This window comes from Agrobacterium sp. 22-226-1, assembly GCF_053522345.1.
In genome coordinates this window covers 289,814-302,476 of record NZ_JBNWCP010000005.1, presented here as the reverse complement: position 1 = coordinate 302,476, position 12,663 = coordinate 289,814, and the positions used below count along the sequence as shown (strand labels likewise).

Below are 12,663 nucleotides of genomic sequence, written 5' to 3'. Positions count from 1 at the left end.
GCCCGGTATGCCGACATCACGGAGGAAGAAATGAAGAAAATTGCGACTGCCCTTCTGACATCCGCAATTGCGCTGTGGAGCGTTTCCACCGTGCAGGCCGGTGAAATCGCCGTTATCGTCAAGACCGTCAACTCCACCTTCTGGCAGAACGTCCAGAAGGGCGCTGACGCGGCGATGAAGAACTCTTCCGGCAACACCATGACCTTCCAGGGTCCGGCTGCCGAGTCCGCCATTGCCGACCAGGTCAACATGGTCGAAAACGCCATCAACCGTAAGGTCGCGGGCATTGTTCTGGCACCTTCCGATCCGGACGCGCTGGTGCCTGCCGTCAAGAAGGCCTGGGAAGCCCGTATTCCGGTGGTTCTGATCGACTCGCAGCTCGCAAAGGGCTCGGAGCAATATTACCAGTCGTTTCTGGCGACCGATAACAAGAAAGCCGGCGAACTGGCAGCGCAGGCGTTGATCGACAAGGTGGGCAAGGAAGGCAAGATCGCCGTCATGTCCTATGTCGCCGGTGCCGGTTCTGAAATCGGCCGTGTCGGCGGTTTCACCGACTACATCCAGATGAATTCCAACCTGAAGATCGTTGGCCCGTTCTATTCGCAGTCGCAGATGGCGACCGCGCTGAACCAGACGACCGACGTTCTGGCCGCCAATTCTGATCTCAAAGGCATTTTTGGCGCCAATGAGCCGACGGCAATCGGCGTTGGCCGCGCGCTCGCCCAGAGCGGCAAGGCTGGCAAGGTCGTCGCCATCGGCTTCGACGGCAATCAGGACCTTCAGGGCTTCGTCAAGGATGGCACGCTGGCCGGTATCGTGGTTCAGGGTTCCTATCAGATGGGTGAAAAGGGCGTAGAGACCATTTCCAAGCTCATCGGCAAGGAAAAGGTCGAGAAGTTCGTCGACACCGGCGTCGTTGTTGTCACCAAGGACAATATCGAAAAGCCCGAAGCCAAGAACGTTCTTTACTGATTGCGTGATGACGCGCCGCTTTGCGGCGGCGCGTCTTTCCAAAGACAAGCTGGAAAGTCCCTGCGATGAAAGTCTCCGATACACGTAAATTGCCGCGCCGCGCCGTTGACGTCACCGTCATGGGCCTCGGTTGCGCCCAGATGGGCAATCTCTACCGCGTCACGCCCTATGAAGAGTCCAAGGGTGCGTTCGACAAGGCATGGGAAAGCGGCATGCGTTATTTCGATACCGCGCCGTTTTACGGCTATACGCGGTCGGAGCGCCGCCTTGGCACCATGGTGACGGAGTATGACCGGGGCGAATATACGCTCAGCACCAAGGTCGGCCGTGTGATGGTGCCTGACGAGACCGTCGGTCCGGAGGAGGATGCCTATATAGCGCCCCTGCCGTTCCGCCCGGTCTATGATTATTCCTATGACGGTATCCTGCGTTCCTTCGAGGCAAGCCAGCAACGGCTCGGTGTTCTGAAGCCGGATATTCTTTATGTGCATGATATCGGCTCCTTCACCCATGGCGAAAAGCACCGGCATTACTGGGAGCAGCTGACCACCGGCGGTGGCTTCCGCGCGCTTGGCAAGCTGCGCGAGGAAGGATCGACGGGGGCCGTCGGCCTCGGCGTCAATGAGTGGGAAATCGTCAGCGACGCCATGGATGTCTTCGATATCGACGTCGCCATGCTCGCCGGCCGCTATACGCTGCTGGAGCAGCAGAGCCTTGCTTTCATGAACCGTTGCGCCGAAAGCGGTGTCGCCATCGTTGTCGCCGGTGCATTCAATTCCGGCATTCTGGCCGGCAACCGCAAATTCAATTATGCCGACGCGCCTGCCGATATTCTCACGCGTGTCGATGCGCTGCAGGGTGTTTGCGAGGAACTCGGCGTATCGCTGCAGGCGGCCGCGCTGCAGTTTCCGCTCGCCCATCCGGCATCGGTCACGGTCGTCTCAGGTGCGCGCAATGCGCAGCAGCTCGCCTCCAATATCGAGTGGTTCGAACAGTCGATCCCGGATGAATTCTGGTCCGAACTGCACAGGCGCGGCCTGATTGCCGAAGGTTCGCCGGTGCCCGGCGGGAAGGCCTGAGGCGATGCTCATCGACGCCCACCAGCATTTCTGGCTGATGAAGGATCGCGCCGGGCAGTGGCCGCCGCCGTCGCTCGCCGCCATCTACCGGGATTTTCTCCCCGCCGACCTGTCGCCTTTGCTGGCCCCTGCCGGAGTTTCCGGCACCGTGCTGGTTCAGACGATGGAGACGGCGGCCGACACGGATTTCATGCTGGAACTGGCGGAAAAGACCGATTTCATCAAGGGCGTGGTCGGCTGGGTGGATATGAAATCCGCCGATGCAGCGAGTGAAATCGCCCGTCGGGCAAAACATTGGGCGTTCAAGGGTGTCCGCCCGATGTTGCAGGGCATGGAGGATGTCGCGTGGATCGATGATCCGGCACTCGATCCCGCTGTAGCGGCGCTGGTAAAGCACGGTCTGGCGTTCGATGCGCTGGTCCTGCCGCCCAATCTGCCGCATCTCCTCGCCTTTGCCCGCCGTCATCCGCAATTGCCTGTCGTCATCGACCATGGCGCAAAGCCGCTGATTGCTACCGGTCACTACAGCGGCTGGCGCAAGGATATGGCCGCTCTGGCGGCTCTCCCGAATGTCCATTGCAAGCTCTCAGGTCTGCTGACCGAGCGCGGTGAGCAGCGCCCGGAAGCGGTACGGCCTTACGCCGAGACCATTCTGGAACTCTTTGGCGGCAACCGCGTGATTTTTGGCAGTGACTGGCCGGTGTTGCGGCTGGCGGGCGATTATCAGGCATGGCTGGATTTCTGTCGCGATATCGTGCCGGCAGAGGACCATGCGGTAGTCTTTGGCGGTAACGCCGTTCGTTTTTATTCCCTTTCCCACAGGTGATGCATGCTGGCGATTTTCTGCGAAACCCCCGGTCAACTCGTCTCCAAGGAACTGCCAAAGCCAGTGCGTGGCGAAGGTGAAGTGCTGGTGCGTATTCGGCGCATTGGGGTTTGCGGCACGGATCTGCACATCTTCACCGGCAACCAGCCTTATCTTTCCTATCCGCGTATCATGGGCCATGAGCTTTCCGGCACGGTGGAAGAGGCGCCGCAAGGCAGCCATCTGTCCGCCGGCGATGTGGTCACCGTCATTCCCTATATTTCTTGCGGCAAATGCAGCGCCTGCCTGAAGGGCAAGAGCAATTGCTGCCGCAATATCGGTGTGCTGGGCGTTCATCGCGATGGCGGCATGGTCGAATATCTGAGCGTGCCGCAGCAATTCGTGCTGAAGGCGGAGGGGCTGAGTCTCGATCAGGCGGCGATGACCGAATTTCTGGCTATCGGTGCGCATGCGGTGCGCCGTGGCGCAGTCGAGAAGGGGCAGAAGGTTCTGATCGTCGGCGCCGGCCCGATTGGCATGGCGGTTGCGGTTTTCGCAGTTCTCGATGGCGGCGAAGTAACGATGATCGACGGCCGCACCGACCGGCTGGATTTCTGCAGGGAGCATCTCGGCGTCGCACACACGGTGGCGCTCGGCGAGGGCGACAGGGATCGCCTCTCCGACATCTCCGGCGGCGATTTTTTCGATGCGGTCTTCGATGCGACCGGCAATCCGAAAGCCATGGAGCGCGGCTTTTCCTTTGTCGGCCATGGCGGTTCCTATGTGCTGGTCTCCATCGTTGCCAGTGATATCAGCTTCAACGATCCGGAATTCCACAAGCGGGAGACGACGCTGCTCGGCAGCCGCAATGCCACGCCTCAGGATTTCGAGCGCGTCCTGCAGGCGCTGCGGGAAGGCAAGGTACCGGAAGCGCTGATCACCCATCGCATGACGCTTGCCGATGTGCCATCCAGATTCGCTGGCCTGACCGATCCGAAGGCCGGAGTTATCAAGGGCATGGTGGAGGTCGCATGACGCCCGATACGCCCATCCTGCAATTCGGCACCAGCCGCTTTCTTCTGGCGCATGCGGATCTCTTTGTTTCGCAGGCGCTGGATAAGGGCGAGGCTCTCGGGCGCATCGCGATTGTCCAGACGACCGGCAATGCGGAGAGCCTGAAGCGTGTTGCGGCGCTGAACAGCGGGGCACCCTACCCCGTGCGTATTCGCGGCATCCGCGATGGGCAGGAAGTGGATGAGGAAATTCAGGGCGGGGCTGTCGCGCGGGCATTGACGGCTGCGACCGACTGGGCCGAAGTGCGCCGCCTTGCCTGCGAGGCCGAGGTTATTCTGTCCAATACGGGCGACCGCGGTTATGAGCTGGATTCGGCTGATAGTGCCGGGCTTGCTGGCGATTTCATGATCGTACCGAAAAGCTTTCCGGCGAAACTCTGCATGCTGCTGCTGGAGCGTTTTCAGCGCAATCCGGAAGCGCCTGTGTCCATCTTCCCCTGCGAACTCGTGCCGCGCAATGGCGAAAAGCTGAAACAGGTCATTCGCCGGCTTGCCGATGAATGGCGATTGCCAGCAGGTTTTGCCTTTTATCTGAATGAGAAGTGCCGTTTCGCCAATAGTCTGGTGGATCGCATTGTCTCCGAGCCTATCGACCCGGTGGGTGCGGTGGCGGAACCCTATGCGCTATGGGCGATAGAGAAGCAGGACGGGCTTGTCCTTCCCTGCACGCATCCTGCGGTGGTGCTGACCGACGATCTCGATCACTATGAAAAGCTGAAGCTTTTCCTGCTCAATCTCGGCCATTCCTATCTGGCGGAACGCTGGTTGCAGGATGCGCGTGCGAAGGACGAGACGGTGCGTCAGGCAATGGCCGACGATGCTCTCGTTGCGGATCTTGAGACGCTTTGGCGGGACGAGGTTCTGCCGGTCTTTGCCGCCGAAGGTATGGGGGATGATGCGCAGGCCTATATTGGCGTGCTGCGGGAGCGTTTGCGCAACCCCTTTCTGGCGCATCGGCTCTCCGATATCGCCGGCAACCACGACGAAAAGAAGCGCCGCCGCTTTGCCCCGGTCATTGCGGCGGCAGAACGTCTGGGTTTGGATCTGCCGCAGTCGAAGCTGCGCGCTGCGCTCGCCACCATCAAGCAATAACGGAGTTTTTCATGCAGCGCATGGGCATGGTCATAGGCGTCAAACCGGAGATGATCGCGGAGTATAAAAGGCTGCATGCGACTGTGTGGCCTGAAATTCTGGCGCTCATCAGCGACTGCAATATCCGCAACTACACGATCTTCCTGCGCGAGCCGGAAAATCTGCTCTTCGGCTACTGGGAATATCACGGCAGCGATATCAGCGCCGACATGGCGAAGATGGCCGCAAGCCCCAAGAACCAGGAATGGTGGTCCTTCACCATTCCCTGCCAGCAACCGCTCGAAAGCCGGAAGGAAGGCGAGTGGTGGGCAATGATGGAAGAAACCTTCCACCACGATTGAACGATATCCTTTGACACTGACCACGAGTGAACGGCCATGACCCAAATTACTGATCTGCGTGTTTTCGACCTGCGTTTTCCGACCTCCCAGAGCCTCGACGGTTCGGATGCGATGAACCCCGACCCGGATTATTCGGCGGCTTATGTCATTCTCGATACCGATGAGCCTGGTCTCAAAGGCCACGGGCTGACCTTCACCATCGGCCGTGGTAACGACATTTGCTGCATGGCCATCGAAGCGATGCGGCATCTGGTCGTCGGCACCGATCTTGCCACCGTTACCGAGAACCCCGGCAAATATTGGCGGCATCTGACAAGCGACAGCCAGCTGCGCTGGATCGGGCCGGACAAGGGCGCGATGCATCTCGCCACCGGCGCCGTCGTCAATGCCATATGGGATCTGTTGGCCAAGAAGGCGGGCAAGCCGGTCTGGCAGCTCGTTGCCGATATGAGCCCGGAAGAAATCGCCGATATCGTCGACTATCGTTATCTGACTGACGTGCTGACCCGGGACGATGCGCTTGCGATCCTCAAAAAAGCCGAAAGCGGCAAGAAGGAACGTATCGAGACGCTGAAGAGCGAAGGTTATGCCTGCTACACGACCTCGGCCGGCTGGCTCGGTTATGACGATGCCAAGCTGCGCCGTCTTTGCCAGGAAGCCATCGACGCCGGATTCAACCATGTAAAGATGAAGGTCGGCCGCGATCTGGAAGACGACATTCGCCGTCTCACGATTGCCCGCGAGGTGATCGGTCCTGACCGTTACCTCATGATCGATGCCAACCAGGTATGGGAAGTGGATCAGGCAATCGACTGGGTGAAGAAGCTCGCCTTCGCCAAGCCATTCTTCATCGAGGAGCCGACCAGCCCGGACGACATTGCCGGTCATCGCAAGATCCGTGCGGCCATCGGGTCCGTTAAGGTGGCGACCGGTGAAATGTGCCAGAACCGCATCATGTTCAAGCAGTTCATCGCCGAGGGCGCCATCGATGTGGTGCAGATCGACAGCTGCCGCATGGGTGGTTTGAACGAGGTGCTGGCGGTGCTGCTGATCGCCGCCAAATACAATCTGCCGGTTTGGCCGCATGCCGGCGGCGTCGGCCTTTGCGAATATGTGCAGCATCTGTCGATGATCGACTATCTGGTGGTGTCGGGCACGAAGGAAGGCCGCGTGATCGAATATGTCGACCACCTGCATGAGCACTTCATCGAACCCTGCGATATCAGAAATGCCGCTTACATGCCGCCGAAACTGCCGGGCTTCTCCATCGAAATGAAGCCGGAGTCGATTGAGACCTACACTTTCGAGGAATAGTCAAAGGATGACAGCGCCTCCTTGAGCCGCTGCCACTCCGTTTCGCTACCGGGAAGGCCGAAACGCATGTCGTTCGGCCTTTCATCAAAAATGCGGACCAGAATGCCGTGCCGGCCAAGATGGCTGAACAGGTCTGCGGCGCGGGGAGCCCGCACCAGAGTAAACAGCGATGTGCCGCCGGCAATTGCCAGTCCCGCTTTCTCCAGCATGGCATTCATGCGCCGGGCATCTTCGGCAAGGTGCAGACGCATGGATGATTGCCATTCCCCGTCCGCCAGAGCCTGCATCGCGATATGCAGCGCCGGGCCGGAAACCGCCCAGGGGCCGAGCCTTGCCTCCAGTTCAGCAGCGATATCCGGATGCGCAATCGCGAAACCCAGCCGAACGCCCGCCATGCCGTAAAACTTGCCGAAGGAGCGCAGGACCACCAGCGCATTCTGATCGGCGGCATTTGCGAGGCTTTCGGCAAGCCCCGTCTCGATGAAGGCTTCGTCCACGACGAACAGACCACCCTTGCGGCGCATGGCTTCGGCCAGCGACAACAATGCGGCGCGATCCGTGATGCGGCCATCGGGATTATTGGGATTGACCACCACGGCATAGTCATGAGCCGACAGCGCGTTGATGTTTACCACCTCGGTCACAGCCAGTCCGGCCAAGTGTGCGGTCCGGGCATGTTCCGCGTAGGCGGGTGAAAGCACGGCGCCGCTCTTGGCCCCGCGGGCGATAGCGATCTGGGCCAGCAATGGCATCAGCATCTGGGTGCCGGGAGAAAGCGCCACATGCCGGGCGGAGGGCGCACCGAAATGGGTTGCGGCCAGATGTTTCAATTCTTCGGCGGCGTCCGGTTCCGGCAGGCGCGCGAATGCGCTGGCAGGGATCGGCGAATGCGGGTAGGAGTGCGGATTGATCCCGGTCGAAAGGTCGATCCATGGTTCCGGCGCTTCAGGAAACATCAGACGCGCCCTGCCGAGATTGCCGCCGTGACGGATCGCAGCCTTCGCCTTTTCTGGTACTGTTTCGACCATGTTTTTTGCTCTCGCTTTCCTGTCGCTCGTGATCGAACGTCTGACCGGCTATCCGGACTGGCTGTTCAAACGCATCGGCCACCCCGTCACCTGGATCGGTTCGCTTATCGCGCTGCTGGATAAAAAATGGAACCGGCAGAGTGCGTCATTTTCACAGCGCAAGGGGGCCGGCGTGGCGGCTCTCGTCGTTTTCGTCGGGCTGACGCTGCTTGTTGCATGGTTAGTGCAGTCCGTTCTCCTCTTCCTGCCCTTCGGCCTTTTGCTGGTCGCCGTGCTTGGCGCTTCGTTGCCGGCGCAGAAAAGTCTCGAACAGCATGTGGAGGCTGTCGCCACTGCGCTGGAGCGCGAGGGTGTGGAAGGCGGCCGCAAGGCGGTGTCGATGATCGTCGGGCGCGATCCGCAAAAGCTGGACGAGGCGGCGATCTGCCGGGCGGCCATCGAAAGTCTGGCCGAGAATTTTTCCGACGGCATCGTCGCGCCCGCCTTCTGGCTCGGTCTTCTGGGCCTGCCGGGCGGTGCGGTTTACAAGGCGATCAATACGGCCGACAGCATGATCGGCCATCGCTCACCCCGCCATGAGGCTTTCGGCTGGGCCTCCGCCCGGCTGGACGATCTGGTCAATCTGCCGGCCTCCCGGCTGAGCGGCGGTCTTTTCGTTATCGCGGCGTTTTTTGTTAAGGGCGCATCACCTAGCGGGGCCATGGCCGCGATACGTCGCGATGCCCATCATCATCGTTCCCCCAATGCCGGCTGGCCGGAGGCGGCGCTGGCCGGCGCTCTCGGCTTTGCGCTCGCAGGGCCGCGCTCCTATGGCGGACAGATGATCGAGGCGCGTTTCATGGGCGAAGGCGGCAGGGCGGCGCTGGTCGCCGGCGATATTCGCAGGGCACTGCGGCTCACACGGGTTGCCGACCTGTTGTTGATCGGCCTGCTGGGACTTCTGGCGATCCTTATCGCGCTATAGCAAGCAGACGGTCGAGATCGAGGTGCTGTTCCATATGCGCCGCGAGGCGATCAAGAACGGCGTCCACCTGCGCATCGTAGTTCAGTTCCGTGTTCTGTCCGCCAAGCCGCTCAAGCCACGCGCCGCGTTGGCGGTCGTCCGAAAACAGGCCGTGAATATAGGTGCCGAAGATGCGGCCGTCAGGCGACACAGCGCCGTCTTCATGCCCATCGATTTTCGAAAACGGCAGGCTGTCGGTTCCGCTCGTGGTTTCGCCGACATGCATTTCATAGCCGGATAAATCAATTCCGTCGAAACTTGTGCCGTGAACGGAAATCAGCCGCTTGTCGCCTGTCAGAACCGTGTCGACATCCAGCAGGCCCATTCCCTCGACCGTCGCCGGCGGTCCTTCGATGCCGTCAGGATCGGCAACGGTTTTTCCAAGCATCTGGTATCCGCCGCAGAGGCCCAGAACATGGCCGCCGCGTCTCACATGTGCCTTGATATCAATGTCCAGACCGGCATTTTTCAGAACGGCGAGGTCGGCGATAGTGGATTTTGAGCCACACAGCAGGATCAGCCGGCAATCGGCTGGAATGGTTTCGCCCGCCCGCACGCGGATCAGTTCGATATCCGGTTCCATGTCCAGTGGATCGAGATCATCGAAATTGGAAATATGCGGCAGGATCGGCACGGCGATACGGATTTTCGCGTCAGGTTTCCGCTCAGCGGGGCCGGAAAGCCCGAGAGCATCCTCTGCAGGCAATTGTGCGGCGTCGGCAAAATGCGGCAGAAGCCCGATGGAGGCCCAGCCGGTTTTTTCAGCAATTATCCGCATGCCGTCCGAAAACAGGGCCGGATCGCCGCGAAAGCGATTGACGATGAAACCTTCGATCATCGCCGCGTCTTCAGCTTCGAGCACGGCTTTGGTGCCGACGAGGCTGGCGATGACGCCGCCCCGGTCGATATCGCCGATCAGGATCACAGGCGCGTCCGCAGCTCTGGCAAAACCCATATTGGCGATGTCATTGGCACGCAGGTTGATTTCCGAGGCGCTGCCGGCCCCTTCCACCAGCACCAGATCGGCCTGTTGTTTCAGGCGGTCGAAGCTTTCCAGCACACGCGGCATCAGCCCGGCCTTCATCTGCTGATAATCGGCCGCTTTGGCATTGCCGGCGATCTTGCCCTGCACCACCACCTGTGCGCCGGTCTCGCTCTGTGGCTTCAGGAGCACCGGGTTCATATGCACGGAAAGCGGTACGCCCGCCGCCCGAGCCTGCAGCGCCTGCGCGCGGCCAATCTCGCCGCCATCGGCGGTGACCGCCGCATTGTTCGACATGTTCTGCGGTTTGAACGGCATGACGGACAGGCCGCGCCTGACGAAGGCACGGGCAAGGCCGGCCACCATCAGCGATTTGCCGACATCCGAGCCGGTTCCCTGAAACATCAGCACGCGTGCAGCCATATCAGAATTCTATCCCTGCCTGCGCCTTTACGCCCGCCTTGAAGTGATGTTTCACGAGGGTCATTTCCGTCACCATATCGGCCGCGTCGATGAGAGGTTGCTTGGCGTTGCGGCCGGTAACGACGACATGCAGATCGGGCCTGCGGCTGGAAAGCGTTTCGACCACCTCTTCCAGCGGCAGGTAATCGTAGCGGAGCGCGATGTTCAGCTCATCGAGGATCAGCAGGCCGATGGTCTCATCCGCCATCAGGACCTTGGCTTCTTCCCAGGCCTTTGCCGCCGCCGCGACGTCGCGTTTCAAATCCTGCGTGTCCCAGGTGAACCCCTCGCCCATGGTGCGCCACACGACCCTGTCGCCAAACAAAGTCAGCGCCTGCTGTTCTCCCGTCGACCATGCACCCTTGATGAATTGAACGACGCCCACCCGCCGCCCGGTGCCGAGCATGCGCAGGGCAAGGCCGAAAGCGGCGGTGGATTTGCCCTTGCCGGGACCGGTATTGATCATCAGCAGACCTTTTTCGATGGTCTTTTCCGCAACCTCGGCGTCCTGCACCGTCTTGCGATTGACCATTTTCTGCCGGTGACGTTCGGCTTCGCTGTCGCTGATGTCGCGTGTCATCGCGTTTTCCTTTTCATCCAGCGGCGCGGGACCCGATGCCCCCGCCATTCGGAGCGGCGACTATACCCAATTTGCCGCACCCGGCAATGTGCGGGCCACAGGGCCGCGGCATTGACCCCCACGCCTGTTCAGCCTAAGGGTAACGGACTGACGGTCTTTTCCCGGCAACGGGAAAAGCTAAGAGGGAACACGGTTCCAGCCCGACTACCGGGTCATTCCGTGGCTGCCCCCGCAACTGTAAGCGGTAAGCCCGCACCGTAAAGCCACTGGACACCTCAACGGGTTCGGGAAGGCGGTGTCAGGGTGTAAAGCCGCGAGCCAGGAGACCTGCCGTTTCAGGAAAAACGTCTGCCGGGCGGGGTGCTCCGGTCAGTCGGTTAGATCGAACATCCGGTTTGCGCCTGTCCGCATGCCGTTTTCGACATCCGCACCCCCAGAGATTTTTTGCAAGGCGCGGGAAACGATACGGTTTGGATATTTCAGCGACATCTTCATGTGCAGGCGGAAACACGCAGGATGAAACGGCGTCCGGCGTGACCGTTTTCGTTTGCAGAAGCTGTCGTGATGAAGCCGACCCCAATGCCGAACCGCGCCCCGGTTCGCGTCTCGCCGATGCCGTCATCGCAAAGGCGGAGGAAACGGGTGTCACCGTTCGTTCCGTCAACTGCCTCGCCAATTGCAAGCGCGGGCTTAGCGCCGTGCTGCGCAGCGCCAATAGCTGGTCCTATGTTTTTGGCGGGCTGACGACCGGTGACGCGGAAGATTTGCTGACCGGTGCACGGCTGCTGGCTGCCGCCCCCGACGGCCTGATGCCCTGGCGCGGTCGCCCCGAACCCTTAAAGCGCGGCCTGGTGGCGCGCATTCCCCCATTCGATTTTACTGAGGAGAGATCATGAGCACCCTTCTGGACCGCGTTCCCTGCACCATCGTCACCGGCTTTCTGGGGGCTGGCAAAACCACGCTGCTGCGCGGCCTTCTCGAAAAGCTGGACGGCAAGCGGCTGGCGATCATCGTCAACGAATTCGGCGATATCGGCATCGATGGCGAGATTCTCAAAGGTTGCGGTATTGAAAGCTGCCCGGAAGAAAACATCGTCGAACTGGCCAATGGCTGCATCTGCTGCACGGTGGCGGATGATTTCCAGCCCGCCATCGAACAGATTCTGAGCCGCCAGCCGAAGGTGGAGCATATCCTCATCGAAACCTCCGGCCTCGCCCTGCCGAAGCCGCTGGTGCAGGCCTTCCAGTGGCCGGCGATCAAGAGCCGCGTGACGGTGGATGCCGTCGTGGCCGTGGTGGATGGCGCCGCCCTTGCCGAAGGGCAGGTGGCGCACGACATGGAAGCGCTCGCCGCCCAGCGGGCCAATGACGAGGCGCTCGATCACGATGACCCGGTCGAAGAGGTTTTCGAGGATCAGGTCGCCTGCGCCGATCTTATCGTGCTGACCAAGGCCGATCTTCTTGACGATGCCGGCCTCAACAAGGCCAAGGCGCATGTTCTCGAACATCTGCCGAAGGCGGCAAAGATCGTTGTGGCCTCCAATGGCGCCATCGACCCCGCCGTGCTGATCGGTCTTGGCCTTGCGGTGGAAGAGGATATCGAAAACCGCCGTACCCACCATGACGGTGAACTCGACCACGAGCATGACGATTTCGACAGCTTCGTCATCGATCTGCCGGCCGTGACTGACCCGGAAGCGCTGGCAGCCCGTATCGCCGAGACGGCGGCTGCGGAAAATGTCCTGCGCATCAAGGGCTTCATCGAGGTTTCCGCAAAGCCGATGCGCCTGCAGGTGCAGGCTGTGGGCAGCCGCGTCAACCATTATTACGACCGGCCCTGGGCTGCGGGTGAGGAACGCCGCAGCCGCCTCGTCGTCATCGGCGAAAAGGGTATCAACCGCGAAAAGATCGAACAGATGCTGGCCGCCTGACC

General features: G+C 60.8%; 13 protein-coding genes and 1 riboswitch. Of the genes, 10 read left to right on the top strand and 3 right to left on the bottom strand.

Going from position 1 to position 12,663, the window contains the following annotated elements:
• Positions 1-30 precede the first annotated feature (30 nt).
• The 7 genes from ACQZ5K_RS11560 (at position 31) to ACQZ5K_RS11530 (ending at position 6,676) form a co-directional block, all read left to right on the top strand.
• Positions 31-972 carry an ABC transporter substrate-binding protein gene (locus tag ACQZ5K_RS11560; protein WP_003520222.1) on the top strand — a complete coding sequence of 314 codons (942 nt, stop codon included), beginning with the start codon at positions 31-33 and terminating at the stop codon, positions 970-972.
• 65 nt (positions 973-1,037) lie between these two features.
• Entirely contained in the window at positions 1,038-2,051 is a 1,014-nt protein-coding gene (locus tag ACQZ5K_RS11555) for an aldo/keto reductase (protein WP_448740422.1), read from the top strand.
• A gap of 4 nt (positions 2,052-2,055) precedes the next feature.
• Positions 2,056-2,877 carry an amidohydrolase family protein gene (locus ACQZ5K_RS11550; RefSeq protein ID WP_448740421.1) on the top strand — a complete coding sequence of 274 codons (822 nt, stop codon included), beginning with the start codon at positions 2,056-2,058 and terminating at the stop codon, positions 2,875-2,877.
• 3 nt (positions 2,878-2,880) lie between these two features.
• Complete coding sequence (locus tag ACQZ5K_RS11545; RefSeq protein ID WP_448740420.1) at positions 2,881-3,891, top strand: zinc-binding alcohol dehydrogenase family protein; 1,011 nt, start codon at positions 2,881-2,883, stop codon at positions 3,889-3,891.
• Positions 3,888-5,021 carry a mannitol dehydrogenase family protein gene (locus ACQZ5K_RS11540; RefSeq protein ID WP_448740419.1) on the top strand — a complete coding sequence of 378 codons (1,134 nt, stop codon included), beginning with the start codon at positions 3,888-3,890 and terminating at the stop codon, positions 5,019-5,021. Before ACQZ5K_RS11545 ends, ACQZ5K_RS11540 begins: the two co-directional genes overlap by 4 nt.
• Before the next feature lie 11 nt (positions 5,022-5,032).
• Positions 5,033-5,362 (top strand): L-rhamnose mutarotase, encoded by a 330-nt coding sequence (locus tag ACQZ5K_RS11535; RefSeq protein WP_080815456.1) that lies wholly within the window; start codon positions 5,033-5,035, stop codon positions 5,360-5,362.
• 36 nt (positions 5,363-5,398) lie between these two features.
• Entirely contained in the window at positions 5,399-6,676 is a 1,278-nt protein-coding gene (locus tag ACQZ5K_RS11530) for an L-fuconate dehydratase (RefSeq protein ID WP_448740418.1), read from the top strand.
• Here ACQZ5K_RS11530 and cobD read toward each other — a convergent pair.
• Positions 6,658-7,704, bottom strand: a complete 1,047-nt coding sequence (cobD, locus tag ACQZ5K_RS11525) for a threonine-phosphate decarboxylase CobD (RefSeq protein ID WP_448740417.1) — start codon at positions 7,702-7,704, stop codon at positions 6,658-6,660. The two genes, ACQZ5K_RS11530 and cobD, sit on opposite strands and share 19 nt — an antisense overlap.
• Between cobD and cbiB the strand changes: the two genes are divergently transcribed.
• The gene (gene cbiB, locus ACQZ5K_RS11520) at positions 7,703-8,668 is read left to right on the top strand and encodes an adenosylcobinamide-phosphate synthase CbiB (RefSeq protein WP_448740416.1); all 966 of its coding nucleotides are present in this window, start codon (positions 7,703-7,705) and stop codon (positions 8,666-8,668) included. The two genes, cobD and cbiB, sit on opposite strands and share 2 nt — an antisense overlap.
• On the opposite strand, the gene ACQZ5K_RS11515 is transcribed toward cbiB, so the two are convergent.
• Positions 8,655-10,112, bottom strand: a complete 1,458-nt coding sequence (locus ACQZ5K_RS11515) for a cobyric acid synthase (protein WP_448740415.1) — start codon at positions 10,110-10,112, stop codon at positions 8,655-8,657. The genes cbiB and ACQZ5K_RS11515 overlap by 14 nt on opposite strands.
• A gap of 1 nt (position 10,113) precedes the next feature.
• The gene (gene cobO, locus ACQZ5K_RS11510; RefSeq protein WP_448740414.1) at positions 10,114-10,731 is read right to left on the bottom strand and encodes a cob(I)yrinic acid a,c-diamide adenosyltransferase; all 618 of its coding nucleotides are present in this window, start codon (positions 10,729-10,731) and stop codon (positions 10,114-10,116) included.
• Between the two features lie 134 nt (positions 10,732-10,865).
• A riboswitch (cobalamin riboswitch) is annotated at positions 10,866-11,080 on the top strand.
• A gap of 121 nt (positions 11,081-11,201) precedes the next feature.
• On the opposite strand from cobO, the gene ACQZ5K_RS11505 reads away from it, so the two are divergent.
• Both ACQZ5K_RS11505 and cobW read left to right on the top strand, forming a co-directional pair.
• On the top strand, positions 11,202-11,627 hold the full coding sequence (locus ACQZ5K_RS11505) for a DUF1636 family protein (protein WP_448740413.1): 426 nt from the start codon (positions 11,202-11,204) through the stop codon (positions 11,625-11,627).
• The gene (gene cobW, locus ACQZ5K_RS11500) at positions 11,624-12,661 is read left to right on the top strand and encodes a cobalamin biosynthesis protein CobW (protein WP_174036620.1); all 1,038 of its coding nucleotides are present in this window, start codon (positions 11,624-11,626) and stop codon (positions 12,659-12,661) included. Before ACQZ5K_RS11505 ends, cobW begins: the two co-directional genes overlap by 4 nt.
• Positions 12,662-12,663 lie beyond the last annotated feature (2 nt).

What these genes read in the sequence shown, in the direction of transcription:
- ACQZ5K_RS11530 (WP_448740418.1), top strand. Translation starts at nt 5,399, where the DNA reads ATGACCCAAATTACTGATCTGCGTGTTTTCGACCTGCGTTTTCCGACC.
- ACQZ5K_RS11560 (WP_003520222.1), top strand. Translation starts at nt 31, where the DNA reads ATGAAGAAAATTGCGACTGCCCTTCTGACATCCGCAATTGCGCTGTGG.
- ACQZ5K_RS11555 (WP_448740422.1), top strand. Translation starts at nt 1,038, where the DNA reads ATGAAAGTCTCCGATACACGTAAATTGCCGCGCCGCGCCGTTGACGTC.
- ACQZ5K_RS11550 (WP_448740421.1), top strand. Translation starts at nt 2,056, where the DNA reads ATGCTCATCGACGCCCACCAGCATTTCTGGCTGATGAAGGATCGCGCC.
- ACQZ5K_RS11545 (WP_448740420.1), top strand. Translation starts at nt 2,881, where the DNA reads ATGCTGGCGATTTTCTGCGAAACCCCCGGTCAACTCGTCTCCAAGGAA.
- ACQZ5K_RS11515 (WP_448740415.1), bottom strand. Translation starts at nt 10,112, where the DNA reads ATGGCTGCACGCGTGCTGATGTTTCAGGGAACCGGCTCGGATGTCGGC.
- cobO (WP_448740414.1), bottom strand. Translation starts at nt 10,731, where the DNA reads ATGACACGCGACATCAGCGACAGCGAAGCCGAACGTCACCGGCAGAAA.
- cbiB (WP_448740416.1), top strand. Translation starts at nt 7,703, where the DNA reads ATGTTTTTTGCTCTCGCTTTCCTGTCGCTCGTGATCGAACGTCTGACC.
- ACQZ5K_RS11535 (WP_080815456.1), top strand. Translation starts at nt 5,033, where the DNA reads ATGCAGCGCATGGGCATGGTCATAGGCGTCAAACCGGAGATGATCGCG.
- cobW (WP_174036620.1), top strand. Translation starts at nt 11,624, where the DNA reads ATGAGCACCCTTCTGGACCGCGTTCCCTGCACCATCGTCACCGGCTTT.
- cobD (WP_448740417.1), bottom strand. Translation starts at nt 7,704, where the DNA reads ATGGTCGAAACAGTACCAGAAAAGGCGAAGGCTGCGATCCGTCACGGC.
- ACQZ5K_RS11540 (WP_448740419.1), top strand. Translation starts at nt 3,888, where the DNA reads ATGACGCCCGATACGCCCATCCTGCAATTCGGCACCAGCCGCTTTCTT.